This is a genomic window from Paenarthrobacter sp. TAF1, assembly GCF_052113825.1.
Classification (GTDB): domain Bacteria; phylum Actinomycetota; class Actinomycetes; order Actinomycetales; family Micrococcaceae; genus Arthrobacter; species Arthrobacter nicotinovorans.
Genome location: NZ_JBFRDO010000007.1, coordinates 77,482 through 102,554 on the forward strand (window position 1 = coordinate 77,482; position 25,073 = coordinate 102,554).

Sequence of the window (25,073 nt, forward strand, 5' to 3'; positions counted from 1 at the left end):
CGAACCCAATGACCCCCTGTGACCTGCGGTTTCTTTCCTTGACGGTGCGCGTCGGAGTGTTGCGAAAGCGTTCGATTCCCACCACGGCAACTGCCTAGCGTGAGGCAGGGGGAACACCCCGTACCTTTCCATTCGCATCAATACCCTTTGTACGGAGAAGCATCATGAAGAACCGCCTGTTAGTCGCCGCCGTCGGCCTGGTTGCCGCCCTATCGCTCTCGGCTTGCGGGGGTGCGTCAAGTGGTTCGTCAACCGCAGCGAACACCAAGGTGGTCATCGGTGTGGACGACGGCGCCGAGGAGCATTGGACCCTCTTGAAGAACAAGCTGAAGGATCAGGGGATCGATCTTGAGGTCAAGAACTTCACTGACGGCGCCCAGATCAACACGGCCACCCAGCAGGGCCAGGTGGACATCAACCTGTTCCAGCACCTGAAGTACCTCTCGCAGTTCAACGTCAACAGCAACGGCACCCTGGTTCCGGTGGGCGCCACCGCGGTGTACCCGTTGGCGCTGTACTCGGAGAAGTTCAAGTCCGTGGAGGAGCTGCCGGCCGACGCCGAGGTTGCCATCCCCAACAACCCCACCAACCAGGCGCGCGCCCTGCTGAACCTGCAGACCGCAGGCCTGTTGCAGCTCAAGGATGGCGGCAACTCGCTGTCCACGCCGGCTGAGATCACCTCGAGCAAGATCAAGGTTGTCCCGGTGGACAGCAACCAGACAGTGAACGCGCTCAAGGGAACCACGGATGCCGCCGTCGTGAACAACACCCAGGCCCAGAAAGGCGGCCTGGGCGACGAGAAGATCATCTTCAAGGAAGACCTGAATTCGGAATCCCTGGCGCCGTACATCAACGGATTCGTGGTGAAGGCGGACCGCAAGGACGATCCGACCTGGAAGAAGATCGTGGATGCCTATCACACGCCTGAAGTTGAGGCCTCGGTGACCAAGCTCAACGACGGGAACCTCCAGTTCAAGGCCGACTGGACTGCTGCCAAGCTGCAGGAAGTCCTGACTGCCGAAGAAGAAGCCATCAAGAAGACCAAGTAGCTGTGTGCAGGGTGCCCGTCCCAAACGGGCACCCTGCAAACATTTCAGGAACAGGCCCATGAACCAGACACTCACCCGTGAACGCCAACAGATCCATTTCTTCGCCTACCTGGTGGGCACCGGCATCCATCTGGCTTCATGGCGCCACGAAACTGCATTTCCGCAGGCAAGCATCGACTTTGCACATCAAGTGCAGCTCGCCAAGACCGCGGAGAAGGCCAAGTTTGATGCCATTTTCCTTGGCGACTCCCTGGCGATCGATGAGACCTCCAACCCCGGCATCCTCAACCGCTTCGACCCCATAGGCCTTGTCACGGCTCTTGGCGCGGTCACCCGCAACATCGGCCTCATCGCCACGTCCTCCACCTCCTATGACGAGCCTTTCAACTTTGCCCGTGCAGCCCTCACCGCGGACCACATCAGCGGCGGTCGCGTCGGCTGGAACATCGTGACCACGCGTGACCTCACCAACAGCACGGCAGGCAACTTCAGCGCTGATGAGCACTTCGACCACAGCCTCCGGTACCGCCGGGCTGAAGAGTTCGTTGAGGTAACCCAGGGCCTTTGGAATTCCTGGGACAAGGACGCTTTCCTCTACGACAAGGAAAACGGCACGTTCTTCGACCGCCACAAACTCAGCCGTTTGGACTACAAAGGAGAGTTCTTCAAGGTTGCCGGGCCGCTCAACATCGGGCCTTCGCCGCAGCACTCCCCTTTGCTGGCTCAGGCGGGCACTTCCGTGCCCGGGCAGAAACTGGGTGCGAGGTTCGCCAACGCCCTCTTCGCGAGCCATCCGGATATTCCGCAGGCCCGGAGCTACCGCGCATCGGTCCGTGCCCAGGCAGAGGCCTTCGGCCGGAATCCGGATGAGCTCTATGTTTACCAGGCCATCTCGCCCCTCGTCGCGGACACTCGTAAAGAAGCTCTGGAGCGCATCCGTGAGCTGGACGGCCTCATCACCGATCAACAGGTCCTGGACTTCCTGCAGGAATATTTCTCCGGGCCCGCCCGCGAAGGTACCGTCGACTTCACCGGCCTCGGAGCGGACGCCACGGTGGCCCAGTCCGGCATACCCACGATCGCCCGCCCCCGTAGCGATTTCCGTTCTGCCGGCGAACAGATCCGGGGCCGGGAGGACGAGGTCACCCTCAAGGACCTCTATTCGATCCTCACCGGCGACAAACGCAATCATGACTTCATCGGTACCGCGGAGCACGTGGCCGACTCGCTGGAACGCTGGCACTCGGAGGGCGCCGCGGACGGCTTCAACCTCATGTTCTCACTCCTCCCCCAGGATCTGGAGCGCTTCGCCTCCGGGGTCGTTCCCATACTCCAGGCGCGCGGCCTGGCCCGCACAGAGTATTCGGGCACCACGCTCAAATCCCATCTCGGACTCGATCCGCAGCCGAAAGGAAAACCATGACCACCACACCAACCGTCGCCACCGGCACCCATGTGATCCGGCAGGCACGCCCCGAAGAGTACGACGCCGTGGGGCAGCTGACGTACGAAGGCTTCGGTCATCATCTTCCCGGCGCGCATCAACCGGACGACGCGCGGCTCAGCCTCCTGCTGGATGCTGCCGCCCGGGCCCGCGAAGGTGTGCTGCTGGTAGCCGAGGACGTGGAAACCGGTCGCCTGGTAGGCACGGCCAGCCTCCTGCCCTTTGGCTCACATCTAAGCAGGCAGGCTGAAGACGGCGAAGTGGAGCTCAGGCTGTTGGCGGTACTGCCCGAGGCCCGCCGGACCGGTCTTGGCCAAAAACTTCTCGACGAGTCGGCCCGGCTGGCCGCCGCCAGGGGTGCCGCGCGCGTGGTCTTGGACACCGCCGTCGACAATGAACCGTCCCAGCGCCTCTATCGCCGGCTGGACTACGTCCGCCGGCCCGAGCGGGAGAAGGAACGGCCCGCACCGAAGGTGCAGCTGGTGGTCTACACCTTGGACCTCCCGCCCGTGAGGGGTTAGCTCCCACCCCTTTGGTTCGCGCCAATAACCCCGGGAGCTCACCCCTCGCGTAAAGGTCTTATCAAGAATTGGCCCCTTCCGGCATCACGCCTCGTGCGCGGTGCTATGTTCAGCTCAGATCGACGAGCGTCTGGGAGGGCACCCATGACCACGTTAAGCAGACCACCGGCTGACCCCTCGGCTCCCAGGCCCCGGGGTTGGACATCATTCCGGACGTGGCTCCTGTTCGGGCTGCAGGACAGCAAAGGCCGGCATCCCGGCCCCGGCGTGGTCAGTGCGGCCCACGAAAAGAAGCACCATTGGTGGCAGGTCATGTGCCTGACGGGCGTGGACTACTTCTCCACCCTTGGCTACCAGCCGGCCATCGCTGCCTTGGCCGCGGGCGTGATCTCACCGCTGGCCACCATCGTCCTGGTTGCCGTTACCTTGTTCGGCGCGCTTCCGGTCTACCGGCGCGTGGCAGGGGAAAGTCCCCGCGGCGAGGGCTCCATCGCCATGCTCGAGCGTTTACTTCCACGCTGGGGAGGCAAACTGCTGGTGCTGGTGCTGCTCGGCTTTGCCGCCACGGACTTCATGATCACCATGACCCTTTCCGCGGCGGATGCCACGGCCCACTTCATCCAGAACCCGGTGATGCCATCCTGGCTGCAGGGCCAGAATGTTCCTGTCACCTTGGTCCTCCTGGCACTCCTGGCCGCCGTTTTCCTCCGTGGTTTCAAGGAGGCGATAGGCGTCGCCGTCGTTCTTGTGGTCCTTTACCTGGGCTTGAATGTGGTGGTGGTCGCCACCACCGTCGTCGAGGTCCTGGCGCATCCCACCGCCGTAGGTGACTGGTGGCAGCTGCTGTGGACTTCCCACGGCAACCCGCTCATGGCCGTAGCCATCGCTTGCATTGTCTTTCCGAAACTCGCGTTGGGCCTCTCCGGATTCGAGACGGGTGTCGCCGTGATGCCGCAGGTGCAGGGCGACCCCGATGACACTGAGGCCAAGCCAACAGGCCGCATCCGGGGAACCCGGAGAATGCTCACCACCGCCGCATTGATCATGAGTTCGTTCCTCATCACCTCAAGCTTCACTACTGTGGTCCTCATCCCCGAGCGCGAGTTCGAGCCCGGCGGCCAGGCAAACGGCCGTGCCCTCGCGTTCCTCGCCCACGAGTACCTGGGCCTGGGTTTTGGCACGGTGTACGACATCAGCACCATCGCCATCCTGTGGTTCGCAGGCGCCTCCGCCATGGCCGGCCTGCTCAACCTTGTACCGCGGTACCTTCCCCGCTACGGCATGGCTCCGGAATGGGCCAAGGCGGTTCGCCCCTTGGTGCTGGTTTTCACGCTGGTGGGGTTCTTCATCACTTTCGTCTTCAACGCCGACGTCGACGCCCAGGGCGGTGCCTACGCCACCGGCGTCCTGGTGCTGATGACGTCAGCCGCCGTTGCCGTGACACTGTCCACGCGCCGTCGTGATCAGCGCAAACGCATGATCGGCTTCGGCGCCATCGCCGCCGTGTTCGTCTACACCACGGTGGCCAACGTCGTGGAGCGACCCGAAGGCATCCGGATTGCGGCCGTGTTCATCGCCGGCATCATCGGCATCTCCCTGCTGTCCCGGGTGCGCAGGTCCTTCGAGTTGCACGCCACACTCGTCCACATGGACCGCAACGCCCTGGAATTCATCCTTGACGACGGCACCGAACCCATACGGCTCATCGCGCACGAACCGCTCCGGCTTACGGCGGAGGCCTATCGCTCGAAGCTGGTCTCGGCCATCGAGGTCAGCCACCTCCCCCTCAACTACCACGGCCTGTTCCTTGAAGTGGTGCTGGACGACACTTCGGATTTCGAGACCGAACTGTACGTCAAGGGCATCGAACGGCACGGCTACCGGATCCTTGAGGTGCATGGTCCGGTGGTGGCGAACACCATTGCCTCCGTGCTTTTGCATATCCGTGACGTCACAGGACTGATGCCCCACATATATTTCCGCTGGACTGAGGGCAACCCGATGACCAACCTGTTGCGCTTCCTGTTCCTGGGCGAGGGCGAAATAGCCCCGGTGACCCGCGAGGTCCTCAGGGAGGCCGAACCGGAGGTGAGCCGCCGCCCGTGGGTGCACGTCGGTTGAGCGGCGTCCTCTGTCCCGGGTGGCACCGGCAATACCTGTATGGGCCGTCACTCCCGTGGCGCCGGGGAGTAGCGTTCAGTGGGATAGGTCAACCATGAAAGGAACATCATGACTACCTGGCTCATCACAGGCTGCTCCACCGGTCTCGGCCGCGCACTTGCCCGGGCGGTCCTCGCGAAAGGCGATAACGCCGTCGTGACCGCGCGCGACACCGCCACTCTGCAGGACCTCGCCGCGGAATTCCCGACGACGGCACTCGCCGTCCCGCTCGACGTCACCGACCAGTCGCAGGTGGAAGCGGCCGTGCAGCAGGCCGTGGAGCGCTTCGGCGGTGTGGACGTCCTGGTCAACAACGCGGGATACGGCTACCGCGCCGCGATCGAAGAGGGCGCCGACGCTGACGTCAGGACGCTGTTCGATACCAACGTGTTCGGTCCCGTCGCCATGATCAAGGCCGTCCTGCCCGGGATGCGTACCCGGCGTTCGGGTGCGATCGTGAACATCTCCTCGATCGGCGCCCGCATCTGCCCACCCGGCTCGGGCTATTACTCGGCAACAAAGGCCGCGCTGGAAGGCATTTCCGGTTCCCTGCAGAAGGAACTGGCACCGTTGGGCATCACAGTAACGGCCGTGGAACCGGGTGGTTTCAGGACGGACTTCGCCGGAAGGTCGCTCACGCAATCCGCAGAAGCCATTGACGACTACGCCCAGACTGCCGGCAAGCGACGCAAGGAAAACGACACGGTGCATGGGAGGCAGCAGGGTGATCCGGACAGGGCAGCCCAGGTGATTATCAACGCCGTCGAGGCCGCTGAAACTCCTGGCTTCCTGCTGCTCGGTGAGGACGCCGCCAAGGCCTTTGACGCCGTAGCGGAAGCCCAGCGAGCGGAGGTGGATCGTTGGCGGGAGCTCACTGTCAGCACCGGTTACACGGAGTAACAAGCAACGTGTAATCGGTCACACTTGGCTGGATTCGCTTGTCAATCACGGTGGGCAGCATGAACCATGAAGGAGGGAATCCGTTCCCATACAAGCTGAATCAGCAATCCTCACCGACGAGGATGCGGCCCCGGGCGACGAAGCTTGGGGCTGTCACCAGCCTGAGTGAAAGTACTGACAATGACGACACATACTGACTCCATCACGCTGAAAATCTGGGACAAGTCGGCCATCGACCACACCATCGATGCCGCCATCCAGTCCCTTTCCCACCGCGCTGCGGCAGAAAACTGCGGCATTGCCGTGACCCTCAGCGGACCGAAGACCTTTACGGTCAGCCTGAGCCGCTAAGCTGCTCGACAACAAACGCAAGAGGACGACGCCGGGACCTCCCGACGTCGTCCTCTTGCGTTTAAGGCTGCACCTGATCCCGTAACCGTTTGCGTGACGCTTCAAGCAAACCCTGAGCAAACCTTGATTTTTCCTTGACGCTTTGCCTGCGCGTTTCTTGCGTTGGCGTTGGAACTCTAAGTGAGTCAACGCTTCCAGCTAACGAACGGAGGGATCACAATGCTCACGGAAACCACGGTCCACGCATCAACGGACACCGCTGCCTCACCGGCCCCGGCCACCGCGCCCCGCAGATCCCACCGTGCCGCCGGCGGCGTGGTAACTGTCCTGGTTCCGGCCCACAACGAATCCGCCGGCATCACCGACACACTTGTCTCCCTGAACAACCAGACCCGCCGCCCGGACCGCGTGATCGTGGTGGCCGATAACTGCACCGACGATACCGAGGACCTCGCGGTCGCCCAGGGCGCTGAGGTCATCCGTACGGTGGGAAACAAGGACAAAAAGGCCGGAGCTCTGAACTTCGCCCTCAGCCGGCTGCTGCCCGACGCCGACCCCGAGGACCTCATCCTGGTCCAGGACGCAGACTCCCAGCTCGCCCTTGACTTCATTGAGAACGCCACACAAAACCTGCTCGCCGACGAACTGCTCGGCGCGGTAGGCGGTGTCTTCAGCGGAGGTCCCGGTGGCGGCTTCGTAGGTCACCTCCAGCGCAACGAATACGCCCGCTACGCCCGGGACGTCAAGCGCCTCCACGGCAAGTGCTTGGTAGTCACAGGGACCGCCGCCCTTTTCCGCGTCAAGACTCTTCGCGACGTCGCAGCTGCCCGCCTTGGCGGCACACTCCCTCCCGGAAACGGCAAGGGCGGCATCTACGACACGTCCGTCCTGACAGAGGACAACGAACTCTCCTTCGCCCTGCTGACACTGGGTTACCGGATCGCTTCACCAGCCAACTGCACGCTGGTCACGGAGGTCATGCCCACGTGGCGCGAACTGTGGGCGCAACGGCTCCGGTGGAAGCGGGGCGCGGTGGAGAACTGCGTGCAATACGGATGGACCAAAGTGACCAGGCCCTACTGGGGCCGCCAGTTCCTTTCAATGATCGGCGTCGTAGTGACGCTGGCCTACTTTGGCTCCATCCTCTTCGCGCTCATTTCAGGGATGGGTCTGAACCTCCAGCCCTTCTGGATTGCAGTCACCGGCATCTTCATCCTGGAACGCGTCATCACGGTGCGGTTCCGGGGCTGGAGGCACATGCTGCTGGCCGCAACCATGTACGAAACAGTGATCGACATCTTCCTCCAGGCAGTCCACGCCAAGGCTTACCTGGACGCAGCACTCAACAGAAAGAAAGTTTGGTAATCGACTCATGTACAACAGCCCAGTAACCCCCGCAGCCGGAGCAGCCGCGGCCGGAATGGGATCCGGTACCCTCGCCCTGACCGGAGCAGGCGACCTTTTCTGGTTCGCCCTGGCCGCGTTCGCCATGCTGGCATTGGGGCTCGCGATCAAGAGGATTGTTCCCGTCCGCGCACAGAAGAACCTGCCGTCCGCCTCCTAGGGGATCACCGCGGTGCTTGCTGAAACCCTGGACACCGCGGTGTAGCCGGCTTTGGTTCCGGTGACTCTGACGCTCATGGTGTCCGCCTGGTCTGCGCTCACAAGCTTGTAGTTCTTGGCCGTCGCTCCAGCAATCAAGGTCCCGGAGCGGTACCACTGGTACGTCAGTGCGGTACCGGAAGTCCACGTTCCGGGGTTTGCTGTCAGGGTCGAACCAACTGTGAGCGTACCTGTGATGGTGGGGGTCGGAGCCAGCAAGGTTCCGGCCACCACTGCCGCCGTCGGGGCCGACTCCTTAGTAGCCGTGGCATACCCGGCCAGGCTTCCCGTCACACGCACAGTCAGGCTGGCGCCCTGGTCCGCAGCGGCCAGGACTCGGGTGGGTCCCGTGGCTCCTGAAATGGCCGTGCCGTTTTTGAACCATTGATACGCCAAGGTTGTTCCGGCAGGCCAGGTGCCCGGGACTGCGGTGAGTGTCGAGCCCACCGCTGCCGTGCCGGTGATAGTCGGAACCGGACCCGTGAGCTGGTTCGCCGGGACAAAGGAGAAGTCCCTGATCGTGACGGTTTCCGGTGCAACATGTGCAGCGTCTCCACCGCCGCCGCCGGTGACCCACAGGTTGAAGTGAATCTGTTCCTTGGCAGGAGTGGGAACAGTGGAGCCTTCCAGGACTGTCCTCTTGAGGAGTGGCCCGTCGTACCCTTCCCCGGCAAACGTCTCAAAGGTCAGCTTGCCCGGCTCCCAGACCATCCGGTGGGTGAGGATGGGGGCATTCGTGACATCGAAGGTGACCGTGTTGTTGCCTTGGCCCGGAGGCAAGGTGGCATCGAACCAGTAACCGTGCCCTTGGGTCACCGGCCAGCTTTCGCCATATGCGGCGCCCCCGCCCCACGCCGACGCTTCACAGAGGTCGATCTCGGTGTAGCCGGGAACGGCATTGGGGTCATAGGTGAAAAGGCAGCCCCACACCACTTCCTTTTGGAGTGCGCTGACATCCTTTTCCACCGTGGTGCTGTATGTACCGTAACCGAATCCTTCACGGGTGGACTGGAATTCCGCACCCTTGGGCGCCGAACCTGTCGGATTGCTTATGGACAGCTTCACGTAGCCGTTGGCATCCGGGTTGCTGACATTGTTGGCATCCCACGTCGCGTTGTACATGGGCGCTCCACCCCAAAAACGCTTCTGCCAATTGAATCCCTTCCAGGCAAAACTGCCCACCGGGCCGGGATCATCTGCCATAGGCGTTGTGTCCGCCGCATGCGATGGTCCTGTGCCGGCAAACATGGACAGGGCAACCGCAGCAATTACGGCTACCCCCATAACTTTTCTTCCCCCACGTGGAAGGAGCCTCATTGACAATGCCATAGCTGTTTCCTCCTGCTGATGCGCCCAGAATGCCAGCGGCTGGTCCCGCTGGCCGCAATACGCTCCTCCCCCCGGAGAACGTACAACTCCTCGATTATCGAGTAGCCGTGGCCTTGCGGGAAGCGAAATTGGTACCCAAGATCCGGGAATTAACATCGATTGGATAACGGCCGCGCCTGGCGGCGTAGCCTTGAGGTGTTCCAACAAATGTGTGCAGCACCTTTACCCCGGGAGGCGACATCACTATCCGCAGCGCAGGAATCCTCCTTTACCGGCGAAATACCGCCGGACAATTGGAGCTTTGGATAGCCCACATGGGTGGGCCCTTTTGGGCGCGGAAAGATCAGCACGCGTGGTCAATTCCCAAGGGCGAATTCTCCGACGACGAAGACGCTTTGGTTGCCGCACGAAGGGAATTCACTGAAGAAATCGGCACTCCGCCGCCATCTGCGGACTACGTTCTGTTGGGTACATTCCGGCAGCCCTCGGGCAAACTGATCACGGCGTTCATCGCGGAAGCCAGTGGTTTTCAGCCCGAAGAGATTGTCAGCAACACATTCCCCATGGAATGGCCCAAAGGCTCTGGCACCATCAAGGACTTCCCCGAGATCGACGACGCACAATGGCTTGAGGAAGCCGTGGCGCGGACCAAGCTCGTCAAAGGGCAACTGCCAATCGTGGACGCGCTGGTACAACGGCTTGCCGGGGAATCGTCCCAGGCCGGCCCGCAGTATTAGCTAGCCGCTCCTGCGCGCGATGAACTGCCGGATCCACTCGACGGTCCCGGGGTGATCCAGGTGCAGCCCGTGTCCCGCACCCGGTACGCGGACAAGGACCGAACGGGCTATGTGCCCGCGTAGCAGCAGCGCATTGGGCAAGGGAGTCAGTCTGTCTTCGGTGCCATGGAGTATCAAGGTGGGAGCCGTAATCGCACCCAGTTCGCTCCAGGCATCGTGCTCGCGGCTGGCCCTGAAATGACGCGCCTTGGCCCACGCCGACGCGCGGGAATTGAAGAAAGTGAGGGTCGCCTCGGGGTTGTTCCTGACCCACTCAGAGTCGAAAAAGAGCGGCTCCAGACGGGAGAGGTCGCCACTGACCAGGGCGTCAAGGGCGGCTTTGTCCGGCTCGGCTGCGCTGTCCGGCATGCTCCCGCCACTCGTTGCCGCCAGGATCAGGGTACGAACCCTTTGCGGCTCATCGATGGCCAGCCACTGGCCTATGCGTCCGCCCATTGAATGGCCGTACACGTGTGCTGACTCCGCCCCGGCCGCGCTGAGCACGGCCGCAGCATCGTTGGCGAGACGTCGAGTGGTGTACCGCTCAGCGTCACCCCTCCCACTGTGGCCAATCCCGCGGTGATCAAAGCGGATGACGCGGTAATAGCGCGACAGAAGCTCCGCCGTCGGGCCCCAACCGTCCATGGACGTGGCCTGCCCGGCGATAAGCAGCATGGGTTCGCCTTCGCCCTCCGATGTCCAGGCGAGTTCGACGCCGTCGGCTGCTTCAGCAAAGTTCACGGTGCCACTTTATCTTTACCGTGGTGTCACTCCGCGGTGAAGACGTCCTCGATGGCGCAGCCAAAGGTCCGCGCAATGAGGAACGCCAAGGGCAATGACGGGTCGAACTTCTCTCGCTCGATGGAGATGACGGTCTGCCGGGACACTCCGAGCGCGGCGGCCAGGTCCGCCTGGGTCCAGTTGCGGCCGGCTCGGCGCTCGGCAAGGTTGTTCTTCACTTCAGAGCACGGTGGCGGATGGCCACGTAACGGAGGCCGGCATCCAGCGTACTGAGGCCAACGAGCCCCAGAAGCAGTGGGAGCGCATCAACCTGGAAACGGCCGATGGCCAGCACCAGCGAAGCAGCAATCGTCGCGACCAGCACGTCAATGAAGGCCCCGGCCCCGGCCTGGCGCATCCATTGCAGCTCCACGCTTTGTTCCCCGTTCGGATCCCGGGTGACGGTGTTATTGGAGACGAAAACCCGCACTCCGAGGGACATCGCAGGGTACCCGGAGCATAGCGCCCCGATTCCTGCGGCGGGCCAGAAATCATCCGGGTTTGTTGCTCCCACCACCACCGCAACCGTGATTGTCAGGATGGCGCCGAGGATGACGGCCAAGACATAGTGCTGGGCCGGGACCCGCCGGGATGTAAAGGACGCTTTACTCATAGGCAAAGTAAAGCACGCTTTACACCGCGGAACAATGCCCCTGCGCTCCACACGGACAGGGGCTAGCGTTGAAGCATGACTGATTACAGGTACGACGTCGAAGTGCTGCACCTTTTGGTGTCGCCGGCGCACGCCTACTTTGGCCGTGCGCGCGAAGGCGCCGCGGACGTTCCAACTGCCGACGCCGACCACGCTGAGTTGGTTGCCGGCAAGGGGATTGTTGGGGACAGGTTCTTCGGCAAGGCCGCCCACATGGACGCCGCCGTGACGGTGTTCGCCGTAGAGGCACTGGAAGCCATTGCTGCCGAGCTCGACGCCGGGCCTTTCGATCCGCTGCTGACGCGCCGGAACGTCGTGCTGCGGGGAGTGGAACTGGCTCCATTGCTCGGCCACGGATTCACGCTGGAGTCCGGCGGAGATGTGGTGACGCTGAAGGCCGGCAGACCAGCCAATCCTTGCGCCTGGATGGACCAGATGCTCGCCCCGGGTGCCCACAAGGCGATGCGCGGGCGCGGCGGCGTGCGGTGCCAGGTTGTTTCCGGCGGACTGCTGCATCGTGGGCCGGCTGTCCTGACCAGCCCGGTGCCGCTCGACCCGGGCAAGGCAGGCGAGGCAAACGTGCTCCGGCCTTCGAGGCTGCCTTAGCAGGCACTTGCGCGTCCCGACCCTCTTTGGCCGCAGCGTGATCCGAAAACAACCAAATAGCGTTGAAATATGGCGTTACCGCATCCAAAGTGGGTCAGGAACCCACCCATAAGAGGGTCAGGAAGCCACCTGCCCCGCAACCGGAAAGCTCAAACTTCCTCCGACGCCGGCGCCGCAAACTGGGCCTCGTACAACCGGGAGTAGGCCCCACCGGCAGAGAGCAGCTCCGAGTGCGTGCCCTGCTCCACGATCTGCCCGTCCTCCATCACCAGGATCAGGTCGGCGTCGCGGATGGTGGAGAGCCGGTGGGCAATGACGAAGCTGGTCCGGTCCGAGCGGAGGGCATTCATGGCTTTCTGCACCAGCACCTCGGTACGGGTGTCGACGCTGCTCGTGGCTTCGTCCAGGATTAGCACCGATGGCCGGGACAGGAAGGCCCTGGCGATGGTCAGCAATTGCTTCTCGCCGGCTGAGACGTTGCCGCCTTCGTCGTCGAGAACGGTGTCGTAGCCCTCGGGGAGGGACCGGACGAACCTGTCCACATACGTTGCCTGCGCCGCTTCGACGATCTCGGCTTCAGAAGCCGTGGGCCGGCCATAGGCGATGTTGTCGCGGATGGTGCCGCCGAACAGCCACGTGTCCTGGAGGACCATGCCCATCCGCGAGCGCAACTCCCGCCGCGAGATGGAGGCAATGTCGACGCCGTCGAGCGTTATCCGCCCCGAGTCCAGCTCGTAGAAGCGCATCATCAGGTTCACCAGGGTGGTTTTGCCCGCCCCCGTAGGCCCGACGATGGCGATGCTCTGGCCGGGTTCTGCCACCAGGCTGAGGTCCGTGACCAGGGGCTTGTCCGGGGAGTAGCGGAAGGAGACGTTCTCGAACACCAGGCGACCGCGCCCGGCCGAAGCGCCCGAAGGAGCAGGTTCGGGCGACTCTTCGTCCTCGTCCAGGAGATCGAATACACGCTCGGCGGAGGCAACGCCGGATTGCAGCATGTTCGCCATGGATCCGAGCTGCGCCAGGGGCATGGTGAATTGCCGTGAGTACTGGATGAACGCCTGCACATCACCCAATTGCATGGAACCGGAAGCCACCTGCAGGCCGCCAACCACGGCAATGCCTACGTACACCAAGTTTCCGATGAACGTCATGGCCGGCATGATCAGACCGCTGACGAACTGCGCTCCGAAGCTGGCCTGGAACAGCTCACCATTCTTGGCGCGGAACTTCTCCTGGACCTCGTTCTGCCGCCCGAACACCTTCACCAGGGCATGCCCGGTGTAGGTTTCCTCAATCTGGCCGTTGAGCTCACCGGTGTTCTTCCACTGGGCAACGAACAGCTTCTGCGAGCGCTTTGCAATGAGGAGCGTCGTGCCCAGCGTCAGGGGAATGGTCACCAGTGCGATCAGCGCCAGCAACGGCGAGAGCAGGAACATCATGACCAGCACGCCCAGCACAGTCAGCAGGGACGAGACCACCTGGCTGATCGATTGCTGCAAACTTTGGGAGATGTTGTCAACATCGTTGGTTACCCGGCTCAGCAGTTCGCCGCGCTGGATGGAGTCGAAGTAGCGCAGGGGCAGGCGGTGGATTTTTGCTTCGATGCGTTGGCGGAGGCGGTACACCGTCCGCTGCACGACACCGTTGAGCACGTAGGCCTGCATCCAGCCGAACGCTGAGGCAAGGACGTACAGGGCCAGTGCCCACAGCAGTACGGAGGACAACGCTCCAAAGTCGATTCCGACGCCGGGTGTGAGGGTCATGGCGCCCAGCATGTCGGCTTTGCTGTTCTCACCTGAGGCCCGCAGGCCCGCGATGACCTGCTCTTTGGATACCCCGGCGGGCAGTTGCTTGGACACGATGCCGGCGAAGATCAGGTTGGTCCCTTCGCCCAGCAAGCGGGGACCGATCACGGACAGCGCAACGCTGGCCACGGCGAAGACCAGCACCAGGGCCAGCCAGAGCCGTTCCGGATGCAGGGTTCCCAGGAGTCTGCGGGCCGAAGCCTTGAAGTTCGACGCTTTCTCTGCCGGAATGTTCATTCCGGCGAACGGGCCTCCCCTTCCCGGGCCCATTGCGGGGCGCTGGGGTCCGCGGCCGCCGGCTGGAGCGGTGGACGTGCTCATGCTGCCTCCTCCGCTGCCAGCTGGGACGAGACGATTTCGCGGTACGTTTCGGATGTCTCCAACAATTCTTCGTGCGTCCCCTGGCCGACGATCCTGCCGTCGTCGAGCACCAGGATCCGGTCTGCGTCGGCGATGCTGGACACACGCTGGGCGATGATCACCAAGGTGGCGCCGTTGGTATGGCGCTTGAGGGCCTGCCGGAGCCTCGCGTCGGTGGCGGTATCCAGCGAGGAGAAGGAGTCATCAAAAATGTAGAGCTCCGGCTGCTTCACCAGGGCCCGCGCAATGGCGAGCCTTTGACGCTGCCCGCCCGAAACGTTGGTCCCACCCTGGGAGATGGCCGCATCCAGGCCCCCGTCCATGCCGCGTACGAAGTCGTCAGCCTGGGCCACGCGCAGCGCTTGCCACAGTTCGTCCTCGGTGGCGTCCGGTTTGCCGTATTGCAGGTTGCTGCGGACCGTGCCGGAGAACAGGTACGGCCGCTGCGGCACCAAGCCGATGTGCCCCCACAGCAGGTCCGGGTGGAGGTCGCGGACGTCCACACCGTCCATCCGGACGGAGCCCGTTGTGGCGTCGAACAACCGGGGCATGAGGTTGACCAGCGTGGTCTTGCCGGCTCCGGTGCTGCCGATGATCGCGGTGGTCTGCCCTGCGCGGGCCGTGAAAGTCAGGCCACTCAGCACGGGCCGCTCGGCACCCGGGTAGGCGAATCCGACGTCGCGCATTTCCAACTCGCCGCGGCGGATGCCGCCGGTGACAGGGTTCGACGGCGGCCGGACACTGGAGTCGGTATCCAGCACCTCCCCGATGCGGTCGGCAGAAACCGACGCGCGCGGGATCATCACGGCCATGAACGTGGCCATCATGACCGACATGAGGATCTGCATGAGGTAGCTCAGGAATGCGATCAGGGTGCCCACTTGCATGGAGCCGTCCTCGATCCGGAAGGACCCGAACCAGATCACTGCCACGCTGGATACGTTCATGACCAGCATGACCACAGGGAACATGAGCGCCATCAAACGGCCGGCCCGCAGCGCGACGTCGGTGACGTCGTCGTTCGCTTTGGCGAACCGGCTGATTTCCATGTCCTCCCGCACGAAAGCCCGCACGACGCGGATGCCGGTGAGTTGCTCGCGCAGGACCCGGTTCACGGCGTCGATCCGCACCTGCATCTTGCGGAACAGGGGAACCATCCGTGTCACGATCAGCCCGACGGCAACCAACAGCACGGGCACGCACACGGCAATCAGCCAGGACAGTTGCGCGTCCTGGCGCACGGCCATGATCACGCCGCCAATGCTCAGCATCGGCGCCGCGACCATGAGCGTGCAGGACATCAGAACCAGCTGTTGGACCTGCTGGACGTCGTTGGTGGACCGGGTGATCAGTGAAGGAGCACCGAACCTGGTGACTTCCTGTTCGGAAAACTCCCCCACCCGGCTGAAGATCGCGTCACGCACGTCGCGGCCCATGCCCATCGCAGCCTTCGCCCCGAAGTAGACCGCAACCACGGCGCACGCGATCTGCAGGAGAGTGATCAGCAGCATGAGCCCGCCCATGCGGAGGATGTAATCGGTATCCCCGGTGGCAACGCCGTGATCGATGATGTCGGCATTGAGCGTCGGCAGGTACAAGGACGCAATCGACTGCGCCAACTGAAAAATGACGACGCCCACCAGCAACCGCTGATGCGGCCGCAGGAAGCGAACCAGTACCTTCCAGAGCATGCTGTCTCCGAGCTTTCGAAGTGAAACCGAAGGCCAGTTTACGTCTGGTTGCTGTGGGCAACTAGAGGGAACCGGGGCGTTGTGGAGACAACCCGGACAACGCCCCCGGTTCACCTCACTTGCTGATCAGTTCCGAGGCCCGAACGGCATCGAGCTTCCCTGCGAACAACAGTGCCGCGTCGCTCAATTCCCTTTCCGCGAGGTGGCGGCTGCCGTCCACGTCCGTATTCAGGACCGTAGGGGCAAATCGGATGTGGGCGGCGTCCTGGATGCCCACGAAGTTCAGCCAATCGGCAAAATACGTGCTGCTGAAGTCGGCACCGAACATTGCCGGGACCCCTGGGGCGTAGACACCGCTGGTGTGGATGGCCATCGCCAGCTTCCCTTCCATGAGGCCGGTGTACCCATGCTCCGGGTGGAAACCGAAACTCCAACCGGGCTGGGTGACGATGTCGATCCACTGCTTCAAAGCGTAGGGAATCCCCGAATTCCACATGGGAATGTTGAACACGTAGGCATCCGCCGCCGCGAACTGGTCAAAGACCGACCGTGCCGCTTCCCACGCTGCCATCTGCTCCGGCGTTTGTTCCTGGCCCGTGAAGACCGCCATTTTCGCGGAGGCGGCGACCCGACCGAAAGCCGGCAGTGCATCGTCGTCGAACAGGTTCAGTGTCTCCAGTTCAAAAGTCTCCGGAGCCGCAGACTGGACCGAATCGATGAAGTGACGGGCGAGTCCCAGCGAATCGCTGCTGCCGTAACGGGGAGAGGCGTTGATATGGAGGATGGAGGGCATGGTTTCCTTTCGAACGGGGGACGTTCCGCCCCCTTACTTGATCCTCGCCCGGTTCCCCGGCACAGCGTAAGAACGCACTTTTTTGTGCCCAAGGCACGTCGAAGTGCCTGCAATGATTGGGGGTATGACACTCACGGCTGAGCAGACCCGTCAGAAAGCCCGGCACCAGTACAACGCCTCCCTGGAGAACTGCCCGGCCCGGCAATTGCTCGAAGCGATCAGCAGCAAATGGGTGACTTTGGTGATGCTGGCGCTGGAAGAGGGACCGCAACGCCACAGCGGGTTACGCAGGCACATTCCGGGGGCCAGCCAGAAAATGCTGACATCGACGCTGCGTTCTTTGGAGCGCGATGGCCTGATCCACAGGGAAGTCACGCCGTCCGTCCCCGTTCGGACCGACTACTGGCTCACGGACCGTGGCCGCTCACTACTGCCGACTATTTTCGACATGAAGGAATGGGCTGAGGACAACATGGACGCCGTGGCTGCGTCGCGCCGGCTGCACGACGCGGAGCGTGCCCGGGCCACACCGGCCGGCAACCCGGAACCTACTTCTTAAGGCGCAGCTTCAAGGTGTTGGCACTGCCCTTAAGGTACTTGCGCTCCGTTGCGTCTGAAACGGCGGATTCCCTTGCATGCAGCACCCCATAGGTGAAGGCCGCGCTGGCCGTCCCGGGCGCTGAACCAAGGTCCAGCAATTCTCTGCGGGCCAACACGCTGTCCTGGTGGGTACCCAGAACCGATTGGACTTTGTGCGCAGCCTTGCCAAGCTTCGCTGCGCGCTTGCCGTGGACGCTCTCTGCGGCCGCCGCCGCGAAACGCAGCTTCTTGGCGGACTTCCGCACGCGGTGCAGGGCTTCGTCGCGTGATTGCCCGACGGCGGCCGATACCGCCGCGTCGTGGCGCTTGCGGAGGCGCTTCACGGCTTTGTTGACGAGCTTCGCGGTGGTCTTCCTTGCCGGTGCGCGCCCTTTTTCCGTCAGGGGCGGCGCTTCGATGAACGCCTCAAGGTCGTCGAGGAGGCGGAAGTACCCCGGGCTGGTCAGACGCGTCCGGATGGCGGCCAGTGCAGTATCGGCCCTGATCATCATCCGCTGGTCCAGCTCATCGTGGAGCGGGCCCAGGACCAGGTTTTCCGGCAGCTCATCAAGGGCATCCCGCAGGCGCTCATGCAGGACTTCGGTGTCGCGGTACCGGCCCAGGGTCTCCGCCAAGGATTTCAGCCCGCGTTCCAGGTCATTGACGGGCCCGGGGGCAAAAAGCGGACGATAAATGTGCAGGACCGAGCGTATCCGTCGGGTGAACGCCCGCATTTGATGTACGGAATCGTCACGGCCCAGCCGCACGTGGGCGTCCTGGAGAAGCAGGCCGGCGAGCTGCCGCTGCAAATAGCTGAGCACGGCGTCCGCTGCCGTTTTCTTGCCGGCGCCCTTGGCGGCGCCTGGCTTCCGGTCAGCTTTCCCAGCCATGGGCAATTCGCCACCCAAGCCGCCCAAGGCGGTGGCCAGTTTGGAGCTTCGATGGCTGGGAGTCGCACCTGCTGCGGAAAGCTGGCGGGTCAAGGTAGCCAACAGGGAGTCACCGGTTCCGTCGGAGGCCGCCAGCTCCACCTCCCATTCCCGCCATTCAAGCCGGCGGTCGTCCCCCACCGTGACATGGGCCCGGACCCGGTCATCCACGAAGTCGGCCAAACGCTCGCCCTGGCCTCCGTACAGGGCGTAGCTCATACGATCCGTATGCAGGGTGGCCACTGCGAGGACGGCGTGCGCCCGGGTATAGGCGAGCACTCTGTCCATGAGCTCCACCGGAACGGTATCTGCGCTGCCCAATGGAGCGTGGATTTCGGTTCGTTTTCCGGGGCCGAGCGGCAGTTTGAGGTGCCAGCCGGCGTCGTGTCCTCCGGTGCGGCGCCGCAGCGTGATTCCGTGGCGTGCGAGCGAAAGCCGGCTGGTGTCGAAGTAAGTGGCTTCCAGTGTGTGGCTTACCGGGTCACCGACTCTGCCCACGCCGTCGATGGCGTCCAGCATCGGAAGCGGCGTGGACTCCAGGGCGTCGAATTTCTGTTCTGCCTCTACGCTGCTGGACGTTGCCATGGCTTTCGGTACTCCCCTTCACGGTTACTCCAAGTATGCCGCGAGGGCCGGTCCGTGGAAACGGCCGGCCCTCGCGTGCAGCAAGATTTACAGAGGCGCTCCGCCTGCGTCGTCCACATCGCCACCGGACACTGTTCCGCGCCAGGCGCCGGACTCGTGCCCTTGGGCTTCTATGAACTTCTTGAACTTGTCGAGGTCGGCGCCCACCCGCAGTTCGTCCACGCCAAGCGCAGATCCGGCCTTTTCGGCGAGGCCTTCAGGCTCCCAGTCGATGGCCACGTTGACCCGGGTGCGGGCATCCTCGAGGGGCACGAAGCTGACTGTGCCCGAATTCCGCGGCCCGTCAACGCTTGTCCAGCTCACCAATGCGTCAGGAACCTGCTCGATGATCTGGGCGTTGTATTCGCGCTTGACCCCTCCCACGTTGGTGGAGAAGTGCAGGGCCGTGTCATCGATCTGCTTCACGGACTCCACGCCATTCATGAATTCCGGGAAGGATTCGAACTGCGTCCATTGGTTGTAGGCGACAGACACGGGCACGTCCACGTCAATTGACTTGTTCACCGTTGCCATGGGTCTTGCTCCTTCGATCTAGTCTCTGTTTCCAGATTCGGGATTTCCGGCGGCGCACCAACCGGCTGGCTGCTTAACCAGTGGCGCGCCAGTCTAAGCGCGCCAGCCAAAGCTCTTAGCCGGCGTCAAAACTTTCTTCGTCATCATCGTTCGGGGACTCTTCCTGGGGAAGGTCGTTTCCGCTGCCATCGGGCAGTTCTTCAGTGTCATCCGGCACGGATGACTGCTCTGCGTGGGACTGTTCATCGATGCCGCCAAAGCGGCCTGCGCCCGGCTCGCCGGAGCTGTCCGAGTCTTCCGGATTCAAGTGGCTAAGGTTCGGCGCACCGGTACCCTCACCCAATGCAGCCTCGTCGATGTCTTCTTCAACGCGCGGCTGGGCCTGGCCTCCGCCGGCTTCCTGCTCTGCCGTAGGAGTGCCGTAGCCTCCTACTTCCTCTTCGGGTGTGGCGTCCTGCTTGTCCATATGACTAGTCCTTTCCGATGCGGCGAACGTGTTGATGGAACACTTCGAACCTATAAGGATGCTTAGTGGCATGTCCATGCTACGCCAAAATTATCAGTAAACTTAGCAATTCCCTTTTCGATGGTCTATCGTGTCAGCCGCGCATCGTAGGCGGTGAAGCCGGGCCGCAGCCCAACCCTCTCCGGACCCATCTCCGCGATGTCCTCCCACAGCACCAGAAATGACCCCTTGTGCCGCCAACGGAGCAGCTGAGCAACAGGCCAGGGCTGGCTGATTTCCTGCCGCTCGTAGCCCAGAAACGACGACGCCGTCCGCGGACTTACCACGATGCCCACCAGCCTGGCCGGGCTAAGGAGCTGGCCTGCTCCCGCATCCAACGCGAACCGGACGTCCGACACCTCGCCCAACCGCTGGCCGGCCCCATCCACTACATCGCTGCCCAACACGTCGCTAAGGTTCATGCCTGCCTCCCGGGATCCGCGCAATGACATGGTTTCGCAGCCACCGCTCAACCCATGAGGCATCCATCCAGTCGGCGCGGACCCCCAGCGACACCACCGTGTCCACGCCCGCCACCACTTTCCACGGAATACGGATCAAACGGCTCGACGGCGGCCTGCCGCCGAAAATGCGGGTTCCCAGTACCGGCCCGGTGAGCAAAGCCGTGATCTGCGGGGGCGCCGATCCCTCCGGGATCTTCTCATCGGGTTCGGGCCCGCTCAGCTCGATGTCGTCGACTGTGGTGACAGGGACGCCGTCGACGTCCAATATCTGCCTGTCCAACAAGTGCAGCTGGGCGTCGAGCACAAGGCCCGCCGGATAGGGTGCAGCGTGGAGCTGCTGCGGTTGGAAGCGTTTGGGCTTGCTCTTGTTCATGCTCCAGCTCCTGTGGCGATCATCAAGGGGATGGCCGCCAGGGAGGCAACCAGGATGATGAACAGGTAGATCACTCCGGCGATGTTCACCGCGCGGTTGTTGACATGCTTGCCCATGTACTGCGGGTCGTTGGCCACGATGAGTATCGGCAGGTAGGTCAACGGAAGCGCAATCGCCGAGAAAACCACGGAGTATTCAGTCACGAGGATGGGATCAACGCCCGTGGCCAGCACCGCCACCCCGGCCAGCAACACCACGATCATCGACACGTGGAACCGGGCTGCCTGGGCCGGGCGGCGGAACTTGCCCCACGACCATCCAAAGAACTGTGCAAGCGTGTAGCCACTGGACAGCGTCGTCTCCAAGGCCGCCCCGAAAGTCGCTGCCACCACCCCCAGAATCAGCACAGCCAGTGCAAGCTGGCCGCCCGCCTGCGCCACGGGAAGCGCAACCTGCGACAACGAGGTGACGCTGATTCCGGCTGGGAGAAGAACGACGGCGGCACACCCGGCGATCGCAAGGGACAAGAACCCGCCGAGCGGGAAACCGAGAAGGACGTTGAGGCGTGACTGGGCCAGGTCCTTGATCTTCCAGCGCTCCTCCACTGCTCCGGAGGAAAAGAAGAACACCTCATACGGCGTCATCGCAGCTCCGAACAGGGCAATGGCGTAGTACCAGTACACGCCGGCGCCTTCCTGGGCCGGAATGGACGGAGAAAACGCCTGCCCGGCCAGGGCACCCCAATCAGGTTTTAGAAGGAACAGGGCAACGGCGAACACCACCAAAGACAAACCCACAAGCCCTGTGACGTTCTCCATGATGCTGAACTTCACCCGCCAAACCACCAGCCACACGGCCAGCAGTGCAAAAGGAACCCAGAGAATATAGGCCACCCCGCTGGCTAGTTGGAGGGCAAGGGCGATGCCGCCGATTTCGGCGGTTACCGTCATGACATTGATCAGGAAGGACGCACCCAGATTGGCCAATCCGGCCCGGGGTCCAAGGCGCTCCCGAATGACTTCGAAAGTGGCCCTGCCGGAGACTGCAGCCACCCTGCCGGACATGTTGGCGAAGAGGCAGATACCCACGACGCCGACCAACACCACCCATGCCAGCGACATGCCGAACCGTGAGCCCACCACGGCGTTCGTCACGAGGTCCCCGATGTCGACAAAGCCCCCGATCGCCGTCAGGATGCCGAGTGCAACACCGAGGAGCCGTTTCACTGGATGCCGGCCTTGGTCATCAGACTGTCCAGTTGCTCGGTGGCAACGCGAAGTTCTCCTTGCACGGTGGAAAGCCTGGCTTTCCCTTGCCCGTCGTCAGGACCGTTCGACGACGAAGAAAGGGCATCCCGCGCGTGCAGGAGTGCCCTGGAAATGGAGGAGAAGGCAGCCAGGACATCGTTGCGAAGTACGCGTTCTTCCTGGGTTTGCGCCGTGAGTCCGTGCACCTCGTTCGTGGCCGACTCCACGTCGCCCAGCATGTCGTCGGCAGCGGTAGCAGCGGCGGCCGCCGTCGTACTGTCCGAAATCCTGAGATCCACCGCAAGGCTGGCCGCCCGCACGGCCGATGAAACCTCATCAGCCGGCCCTTTCAGGGCGTCGGCTGAGGGTTGCTGCGAACAGCCGGCCAACATGCCGGCAGCAGCCACCAGAAGAGTGAGGAGAACGGTTCGGAGCCGCGGAGATTTACTCATGACGGCTTCGGAATCTCGCACCCACCCTGAGGATTCATGCCCATGTAATTCAGTGGGCCGGCAACAATATTCAGCGCAATGGTTGCCACTTGCGAGCACTGGGCGGGCGGGTCGCTSTAGTAGCCGCGTTGCCCGGCGGCAACTGCCCCTATAACGAGCCAGACGACTACCAATAGCCCGATGATTGAACCGATTCGCATTTCTACCCCAATCGCTAACTGACAACGCTCAGCAATTAGTGACAAACCGTGGTTTTGGGACCCTAAAGGAGCGTGGCGGCGGACCGGATATCTCCCGCCCGCCGCCCCGCTGATCCGATCAATCCGTGGGATTGGTTTCGGTTGTCAGACCGCGGTTGTCCGCTGTCTTTTCATCCTTTTCTTCTGCCGGCCCGGGTGGATTGGCAGATTCGCTGGGACCAGCATCGACGGAGTCATCCTGACTTCCCGACGATGCGTCACCGGCGTCTCCCGGACCGCTGGTTTCTGGCACCCCCGGCTCCCTGGGAATGGGATGGCCAGGGGTGGTGGTTCCGTCGCGAACCTGGGAAAAACCGGCAACTTCGCTTGGATCAGTTGTCATACGCGCGACCGGCCCCTGCCGACGACCCAACCAATAAGTGCCAGCACCAGCAGGATAATTCCTACCCAAAGCAGGAAACTGAGTGCTTGGTTGAATCCGCCTACAAGAAGCAGGATGATCGCGATTACGCCGGCGATTATCAAGAGTGTGTTCATTGAGCTACGCATCCCTTTCAATAACTGTTGTCTATTCAGGAAGGCGTCCGCTGGTACTCCACACCGCGTGGAGCGCCACCCATGCCAACGGGCACCGGTTGGAGAAATTCATCTCCGTATTTCTTACGTACCCTCAGGGAAAAGGATCCAAACGAATCTTTTGCCCGTCAGTAGTACGTACATAGCATCATGATAGGCGTGCTTCCCTCTTTGGCGAAGCAGTTCGTCAGGAAACTTACTACCGTTTTGCGGAGATGCCCCCGGGACCGCCCTCAGGACGCCCCCGCCGAGCTGTGTGCCGACTCACGGCACAAGAGGCCGCTCCCCTTCGTTGGACAGGAGACGAGGGGAGGCCTCATGCTCATTGTTCTGACAGGAATTGACGGTTCAGGAAAAACGACGGCGGCCCGCGCCCTGGTCGAGTCGGCCCGCGCTGAGGGGCGGGATGCCCTGCTGCTAAGCAATCACGCCGGCCGGAGGCAGTTATCCCTGCTGGCCGAGCGGTTCAGTTTCCCGCTTCCGCCGCGCGTGGCAGATTTCATTGAGACAGGCGTGCGCCTTTTCACCGTGCTCGTCAACCATGCACGCGCCCGGCGGACCGACGGCCTGGTTGTCATGGATCGCCACCTGCATTGCCAGCTCGCGCTCCGGGAAAGCAAGGGCTTGGAACACGGACGACTGCTGCCGTGGCTGCTGCGGATGCTGCCCACCCCGGACCTGGCAGTTCATTTCGACGTCGACCCGCGCCGTGCGCACCAGCGTGTCATGGCACGCGGCATCGATAAAGAAAGCCTGGCCGAACTGCAGGCGTTTCGGGACGCCTACCGCGCTCTCCCTGGGTTCGCTGACTTTGTTGTCGTGGACGCCAACGGCACCCCGGAAGAGGTGCGGGCCCAACTGAACCGGCTCATTGCAGCAACGGAGCCGGTTCCCTTCGCCCACGCAGCAATGAGGGACGGATAACGTCCCCCTAAGTGGCGCCTTCCCGGATTCATGCGTAGGCAGCATTTGACTTGCTCCCTGGCGCGCTCCGGGTAGGCTCGCCACATGTCCACATCGATGCGGGCAGCGATTGGGGGAAAGTTAATGAGCGCCAAAACCCGGCGTGGGCTCCTTATCTTCATCAGTGGATTCGGGTCCTACATGATCCTCTTATCCACGTTGGGCCCACTGCCATCCCTTCTTCTGGGTCTTGTGGTGGCCGCGGCCACGGTTTACCTGGATGGATGGCTGCGGCCAAGGTTCAGCAAGCACCCTGGCCTGAAGGCCGCGGATGCACCTTCAGAACCGGACCTGCCGCAGTGAGCGGGTTGCCGGCTTTGACTTCGAACTCGTCAGTCGTCTCTGAGGCGCGGATCGGCCGCAACTCCCGGAAGGTCATCGCAGGCGTTGTAGGGGCGGCCTGCTTGTTTATCATCGCCACGGCGATTCCCAGTGGCGTCCTGTTGATCACCACAGCTCTGGCTATAGCTTTGCTGCTTCTGACCGCAGTGGTGCTCCGCATGACAGTGAGCATCGAAGCCGCAGCCGAAAATCTGGTGCTTCGATGCCGGCCGTTCTACGCCAAGCACATACCGCTGGCAGACATCGTCGACGCCTCACCAGCGCCTGCCAGTTCCATGACCGAGGGCTTCGGCGTCCGGTACTTGGGGCGGAGGACGTGGGGTCTGCTGGTCGGTGGTCCGGCCATCACTATCGAGCTGCCGAACCGCATCTGGATCGTCTCGACGCCGGAGCCGGAGGCGACAGCAACGGCGGTTCTCGCCCACGCCGGCAAACTAAGGGACGAATAACTTCCCCCTAAGTTCCC

30 protein-coding genes are annotated in these 25,073 nt (G+C 62.8%); 14 read left to right on the forward strand and 16 right to left on the reverse strand.

The window, feature by feature from the left end:
* Positions 1 to 164: 164 nt before the first annotated feature.
* The 8 genes from AB4Y81_RS11955 to AB4Y81_RS11990 all read left to right on the forward strand — a co-directional run bounded on the left by AB4Y81_RS11955 (position 165) and on the right by AB4Y81_RS11990 (position 7,989).
* A complete protein-coding gene (locus AB4Y81_RS11955; protein WP_018778801.1) occupies positions 165 to 1,049 on the forward strand; it encodes a MetQ/NlpA family ABC transporter substrate-binding protein in 885 nt (294 codons plus the stop codon).
* 58 nt (positions 1,050 to 1,107) lie between these two features.
* Positions 1,108 to 2,472 (forward strand): LLM class flavin-dependent oxidoreductase, encoded by a 1,365-nt coding sequence (locus AB4Y81_RS11960; RefSeq protein ID WP_441995966.1) that lies wholly within the window; start codon positions 1,108 to 1,110, stop codon positions 2,470 to 2,472.
* Positions 2,469 to 3,014 (forward strand): GNAT family N-acetyltransferase, encoded by a 546-nt coding sequence (locus tag AB4Y81_RS11965; RefSeq protein ID WP_441995967.1) that lies wholly within the window; start codon positions 2,469 to 2,471, stop codon positions 3,012 to 3,014. Before AB4Y81_RS11960 ends, AB4Y81_RS11965 begins: the two co-directional genes overlap by 4 nt.
* Positions 3,015 to 3,158: 144 nt before the next feature.
* Positions 3,159 to 5,135 carry an amino acid transporter gene (locus tag AB4Y81_RS11970; protein WP_413304828.1) on the forward strand — a complete coding sequence of 659 codons (1,977 nt, stop codon included), beginning with the start codon at positions 3,159 to 3,161 and terminating at the stop codon, positions 5,133 to 5,135.
* A gap of 108 nt (positions 5,136 to 5,243) precedes the next feature.
* Complete coding sequence (locus tag AB4Y81_RS11975) at positions 5,244 to 6,074, forward strand: oxidoreductase (protein ID WP_431229665.1); 831 nt, start codon at positions 5,244 to 5,246, stop codon at positions 6,072 to 6,074.
* Positions 6,075 to 6,254: 180 nt separating this feature from the next.
* Positions 6,255 to 6,425 (forward strand): hypothetical protein, encoded by a 171-nt coding sequence (locus AB4Y81_RS11980; RefSeq protein ID WP_018778796.1) that lies wholly within the window; start codon positions 6,255 to 6,257, stop codon positions 6,423 to 6,425.
* A gap of 219 nt (positions 6,426 to 6,644) precedes the next feature.
* Positions 6,645 to 7,790: a glycosyltransferase family 2 protein gene (locus tag AB4Y81_RS11985; RefSeq protein WP_431229666.1), complete on the forward strand. Its 1,146-nt coding sequence runs from the start codon at positions 6,645 to 6,647 to the stop codon at positions 7,788 to 7,790.
* A 7-nt stretch (positions 7,791 to 7,797) separates the two neighbouring features.
* Positions 7,798 to 7,989, forward strand: a complete 192-nt coding sequence (locus tag AB4Y81_RS11990) for a hypothetical protein (RefSeq protein ID WP_018778794.1) — start codon at positions 7,798 to 7,800, stop codon at positions 7,987 to 7,989.
* On the opposite strand, the gene AB4Y81_RS11995 is transcribed toward AB4Y81_RS11990, so the two are convergent.
* Positions 7,986 to 9,230 carry a hypothetical protein gene (locus tag AB4Y81_RS11995; protein WP_422757458.1) on the reverse strand — a complete coding sequence of 415 codons (1,245 nt, stop codon included), beginning with the start codon at positions 9,228 to 9,230 and terminating at the stop codon, positions 7,986 to 7,988. The genes AB4Y81_RS11990 and AB4Y81_RS11995 overlap by 4 nt on opposite strands.
* Before the next feature lie 365 nt (positions 9,231 to 9,595).
* Here AB4Y81_RS11995 and AB4Y81_RS12000 point away from each other — a divergent pair, with 365 nt between their 5' ends.
* Positions 9,596 to 10,093: an NUDIX domain-containing protein gene (locus AB4Y81_RS12000; protein ID WP_039242987.1), complete on the forward strand. Its 498-nt coding sequence runs from the start codon at positions 9,596 to 9,598 to the stop codon at positions 10,091 to 10,093.
* Here AB4Y81_RS12000 and AB4Y81_RS12005 read toward each other — a convergent pair whose 3' ends face one another.
* From AB4Y81_RS12005 to AB4Y81_RS12015, 3 genes are read right to left on the reverse strand one after another with little or no spacing between them, the layout of a single operon-like run.
* Positions 10,094 to 10,873, reverse strand: a complete 780-nt coding sequence (locus AB4Y81_RS12005) for an alpha/beta fold hydrolase (protein ID WP_441995968.1) — start codon at positions 10,871 to 10,873, stop codon at positions 10,094 to 10,096.
* Between the two features lie 26 nt (positions 10,874 to 10,899).
* Entirely contained in the window at positions 10,900 to 11,091 is a 192-nt protein-coding gene (locus tag AB4Y81_RS12010; RefSeq protein WP_018778791.1) for a helix-turn-helix transcriptional regulator, read from the reverse strand.
* Entirely contained in the window at positions 11,088 to 11,525 is a 438-nt protein-coding gene (locus tag AB4Y81_RS12015; RefSeq protein ID WP_441995969.1) for a hypothetical protein, read from the reverse strand. The genes AB4Y81_RS12010 and AB4Y81_RS12015 overlap by 4 nt, the downstream gene beginning before the upstream one ends.
* 75 nt (positions 11,526 to 11,600) lie before the next feature.
* Here AB4Y81_RS12015 and AB4Y81_RS12020 point away from each other — a divergent pair, with 75 nt between their 5' ends.
* Positions 11,601 to 12,170 carry an MOSC domain-containing protein gene (locus AB4Y81_RS12020; protein ID WP_441995970.1) on the forward strand — a complete coding sequence of 190 codons (570 nt, stop codon included), beginning with the start codon at positions 11,601 to 11,603 and terminating at the stop codon, positions 12,168 to 12,170.
* 149 nt (positions 12,171 to 12,319) lie between these two features.
* On the opposite strand, the gene AB4Y81_RS12025 is transcribed toward AB4Y81_RS12020, so the two are convergent.
* The 3 genes from AB4Y81_RS12025 to AB4Y81_RS12035 form a co-directional block, all read right to left on the reverse strand.
* Positions 12,320 to 14,296, reverse strand: a complete 1,977-nt coding sequence (locus tag AB4Y81_RS12025) for an ABC transporter ATP-binding protein (protein WP_441995971.1) — start codon at positions 14,294 to 14,296, stop codon at positions 12,320 to 12,322.
* Entirely contained in the window at positions 14,293 to 16,026 is a 1,734-nt protein-coding gene (locus AB4Y81_RS12030) for an ABC transporter ATP-binding protein (RefSeq protein ID WP_039242924.1), read from the reverse strand. Before AB4Y81_RS12030 ends, AB4Y81_RS12025 begins: the two co-directional genes overlap by 4 nt.
* Positions 16,027 to 16,141: 115 nt before the next feature.
* Positions 16,142 to 16,819 carry an FMN-dependent NADH-azoreductase gene (locus AB4Y81_RS12035; protein ID WP_064722733.1) on the reverse strand — a complete coding sequence of 226 codons (678 nt, stop codon included), beginning with the start codon at positions 16,817 to 16,819 and terminating at the stop codon, positions 16,142 to 16,144.
* A 124-nt stretch (positions 16,820 to 16,943) separates the two neighbouring features.
* On the opposite strand from AB4Y81_RS12035, the gene AB4Y81_RS12040 reads away from it, so the two are divergent.
* On the forward strand, positions 16,944 to 17,378 hold the full coding sequence (locus AB4Y81_RS12040; RefSeq protein ID WP_441995972.1) for a winged helix-turn-helix transcriptional regulator: 435 nt from the start codon (positions 16,944 to 16,946) through the stop codon (positions 17,376 to 17,378).
* Here the strand turns inward: AB4Y81_RS12040 and AB4Y81_RS12045 are convergent.
* From AB4Y81_RS12045 to AB4Y81_RS12085, 9 genes are all read right to left on the reverse strand, one after another.
* On the reverse strand, positions 17,368 to 18,912 hold the full coding sequence (locus tag AB4Y81_RS12045; RefSeq protein WP_441995973.1) for a CYTH and CHAD domain-containing protein: 1,545 nt from the start codon (positions 18,910 to 18,912) through the stop codon (positions 17,368 to 17,370). The genes AB4Y81_RS12040 and AB4Y81_RS12045 overlap by 11 nt on opposite strands.
* 87 nt (positions 18,913 to 18,999) lie before the next feature.
* Positions 19,000 to 19,485, reverse strand: coding sequence for an SRPBCC family protein (locus AB4Y81_RS12050; RefSeq protein WP_018778783.1), 486 nt, complete (start codon positions 19,483 to 19,485; stop codon positions 19,000 to 19,002).
* Between the two features lie 115 nt (positions 19,486 to 19,600).
* On the reverse strand, positions 19,601 to 19,951 hold the full coding sequence (locus AB4Y81_RS12055; RefSeq protein ID WP_018778782.1) for a hypothetical protein: 351 nt from the start codon (positions 19,949 to 19,951) through the stop codon (positions 19,601 to 19,603).
* Between the two features lie 125 nt (positions 19,952 to 20,076).
* Positions 20,077 to 20,412 carry a PRC-barrel domain-containing protein gene (locus AB4Y81_RS12060; RefSeq protein ID WP_020608537.1) on the reverse strand — a complete coding sequence of 112 codons (336 nt, stop codon included), beginning with the start codon at positions 20,410 to 20,412 and terminating at the stop codon, positions 20,077 to 20,079.
* Positions 20,402 to 20,827 (reverse strand): hypothetical protein, encoded by a 426-nt coding sequence (locus AB4Y81_RS12065; protein WP_441995974.1) that lies wholly within the window; start codon positions 20,825 to 20,827, stop codon positions 20,402 to 20,404. Before AB4Y81_RS12065 ends, AB4Y81_RS12060 begins: the two co-directional genes overlap by 11 nt.
* Positions 20,824 to 22,053, reverse strand: coding sequence for an Nramp family divalent metal transporter (locus AB4Y81_RS12070; protein ID WP_441995975.1), 1,230 nt, complete (start codon positions 22,051 to 22,053; stop codon positions 20,824 to 20,826). The genes AB4Y81_RS12065 and AB4Y81_RS12070 overlap by 4 nt, the downstream gene beginning before the upstream one ends.
* The gene (locus tag AB4Y81_RS12075) at positions 22,050 to 22,526 is read right to left on the reverse strand and encodes a hypothetical protein (RefSeq protein WP_082924658.1); all 477 of its coding nucleotides are present in this window, start codon (positions 22,524 to 22,526) and stop codon (positions 22,050 to 22,052) included. The genes AB4Y81_RS12070 and AB4Y81_RS12075 overlap by 4 nt, the downstream gene beginning before the upstream one ends.
* A 318-nt stretch (positions 22,527 to 22,844) precedes the next feature.
* On the reverse strand, positions 22,845 to 23,018 hold the full coding sequence (locus tag AB4Y81_RS12080) for a hypothetical protein (RefSeq protein WP_156369765.1): 174 nt from the start codon (positions 23,016 to 23,018) through the stop codon (positions 22,845 to 22,847).
* An 86-nt stretch (positions 23,019 to 23,104) separates the two neighbouring features.
* Complete coding sequence (locus AB4Y81_RS12085) at positions 23,105 to 23,263, reverse strand: hypothetical protein (RefSeq protein WP_018778776.1); 159 nt, start codon at positions 23,261 to 23,263, stop codon at positions 23,105 to 23,107.
* Positions 23,264 to 23,620: 357 nt separating this feature from the next.
* Here AB4Y81_RS12085 and AB4Y81_RS12090 point away from each other — a divergent pair, with 357 nt between their 5' ends.
* From AB4Y81_RS12090 to AB4Y81_RS12100, 3 genes are all read left to right on the forward strand, one after another.
* Complete coding sequence (locus AB4Y81_RS12090; protein ID WP_441995976.1) at positions 23,621 to 24,226, forward strand: dTMP kinase; 606 nt, start codon at positions 23,621 to 23,623, stop codon at positions 24,224 to 24,226.
* Positions 24,227 to 24,349: 123 nt separating this feature from the next.
* Complete coding sequence (locus AB4Y81_RS12095) at positions 24,350 to 24,568, forward strand: hypothetical protein (RefSeq protein WP_039242936.1); 219 nt, start codon at positions 24,350 to 24,352, stop codon at positions 24,566 to 24,568.
* Between the two features lie 14 nt (positions 24,569 to 24,582).
* Positions 24,583 to 25,056, forward strand: coding sequence for a hypothetical protein (locus AB4Y81_RS12100; protein ID WP_441995977.1), 474 nt, complete (start codon positions 24,583 to 24,585; stop codon positions 25,054 to 25,056).
* Positions 25,057 to 25,073: the final 17 nt, after the last annotated feature.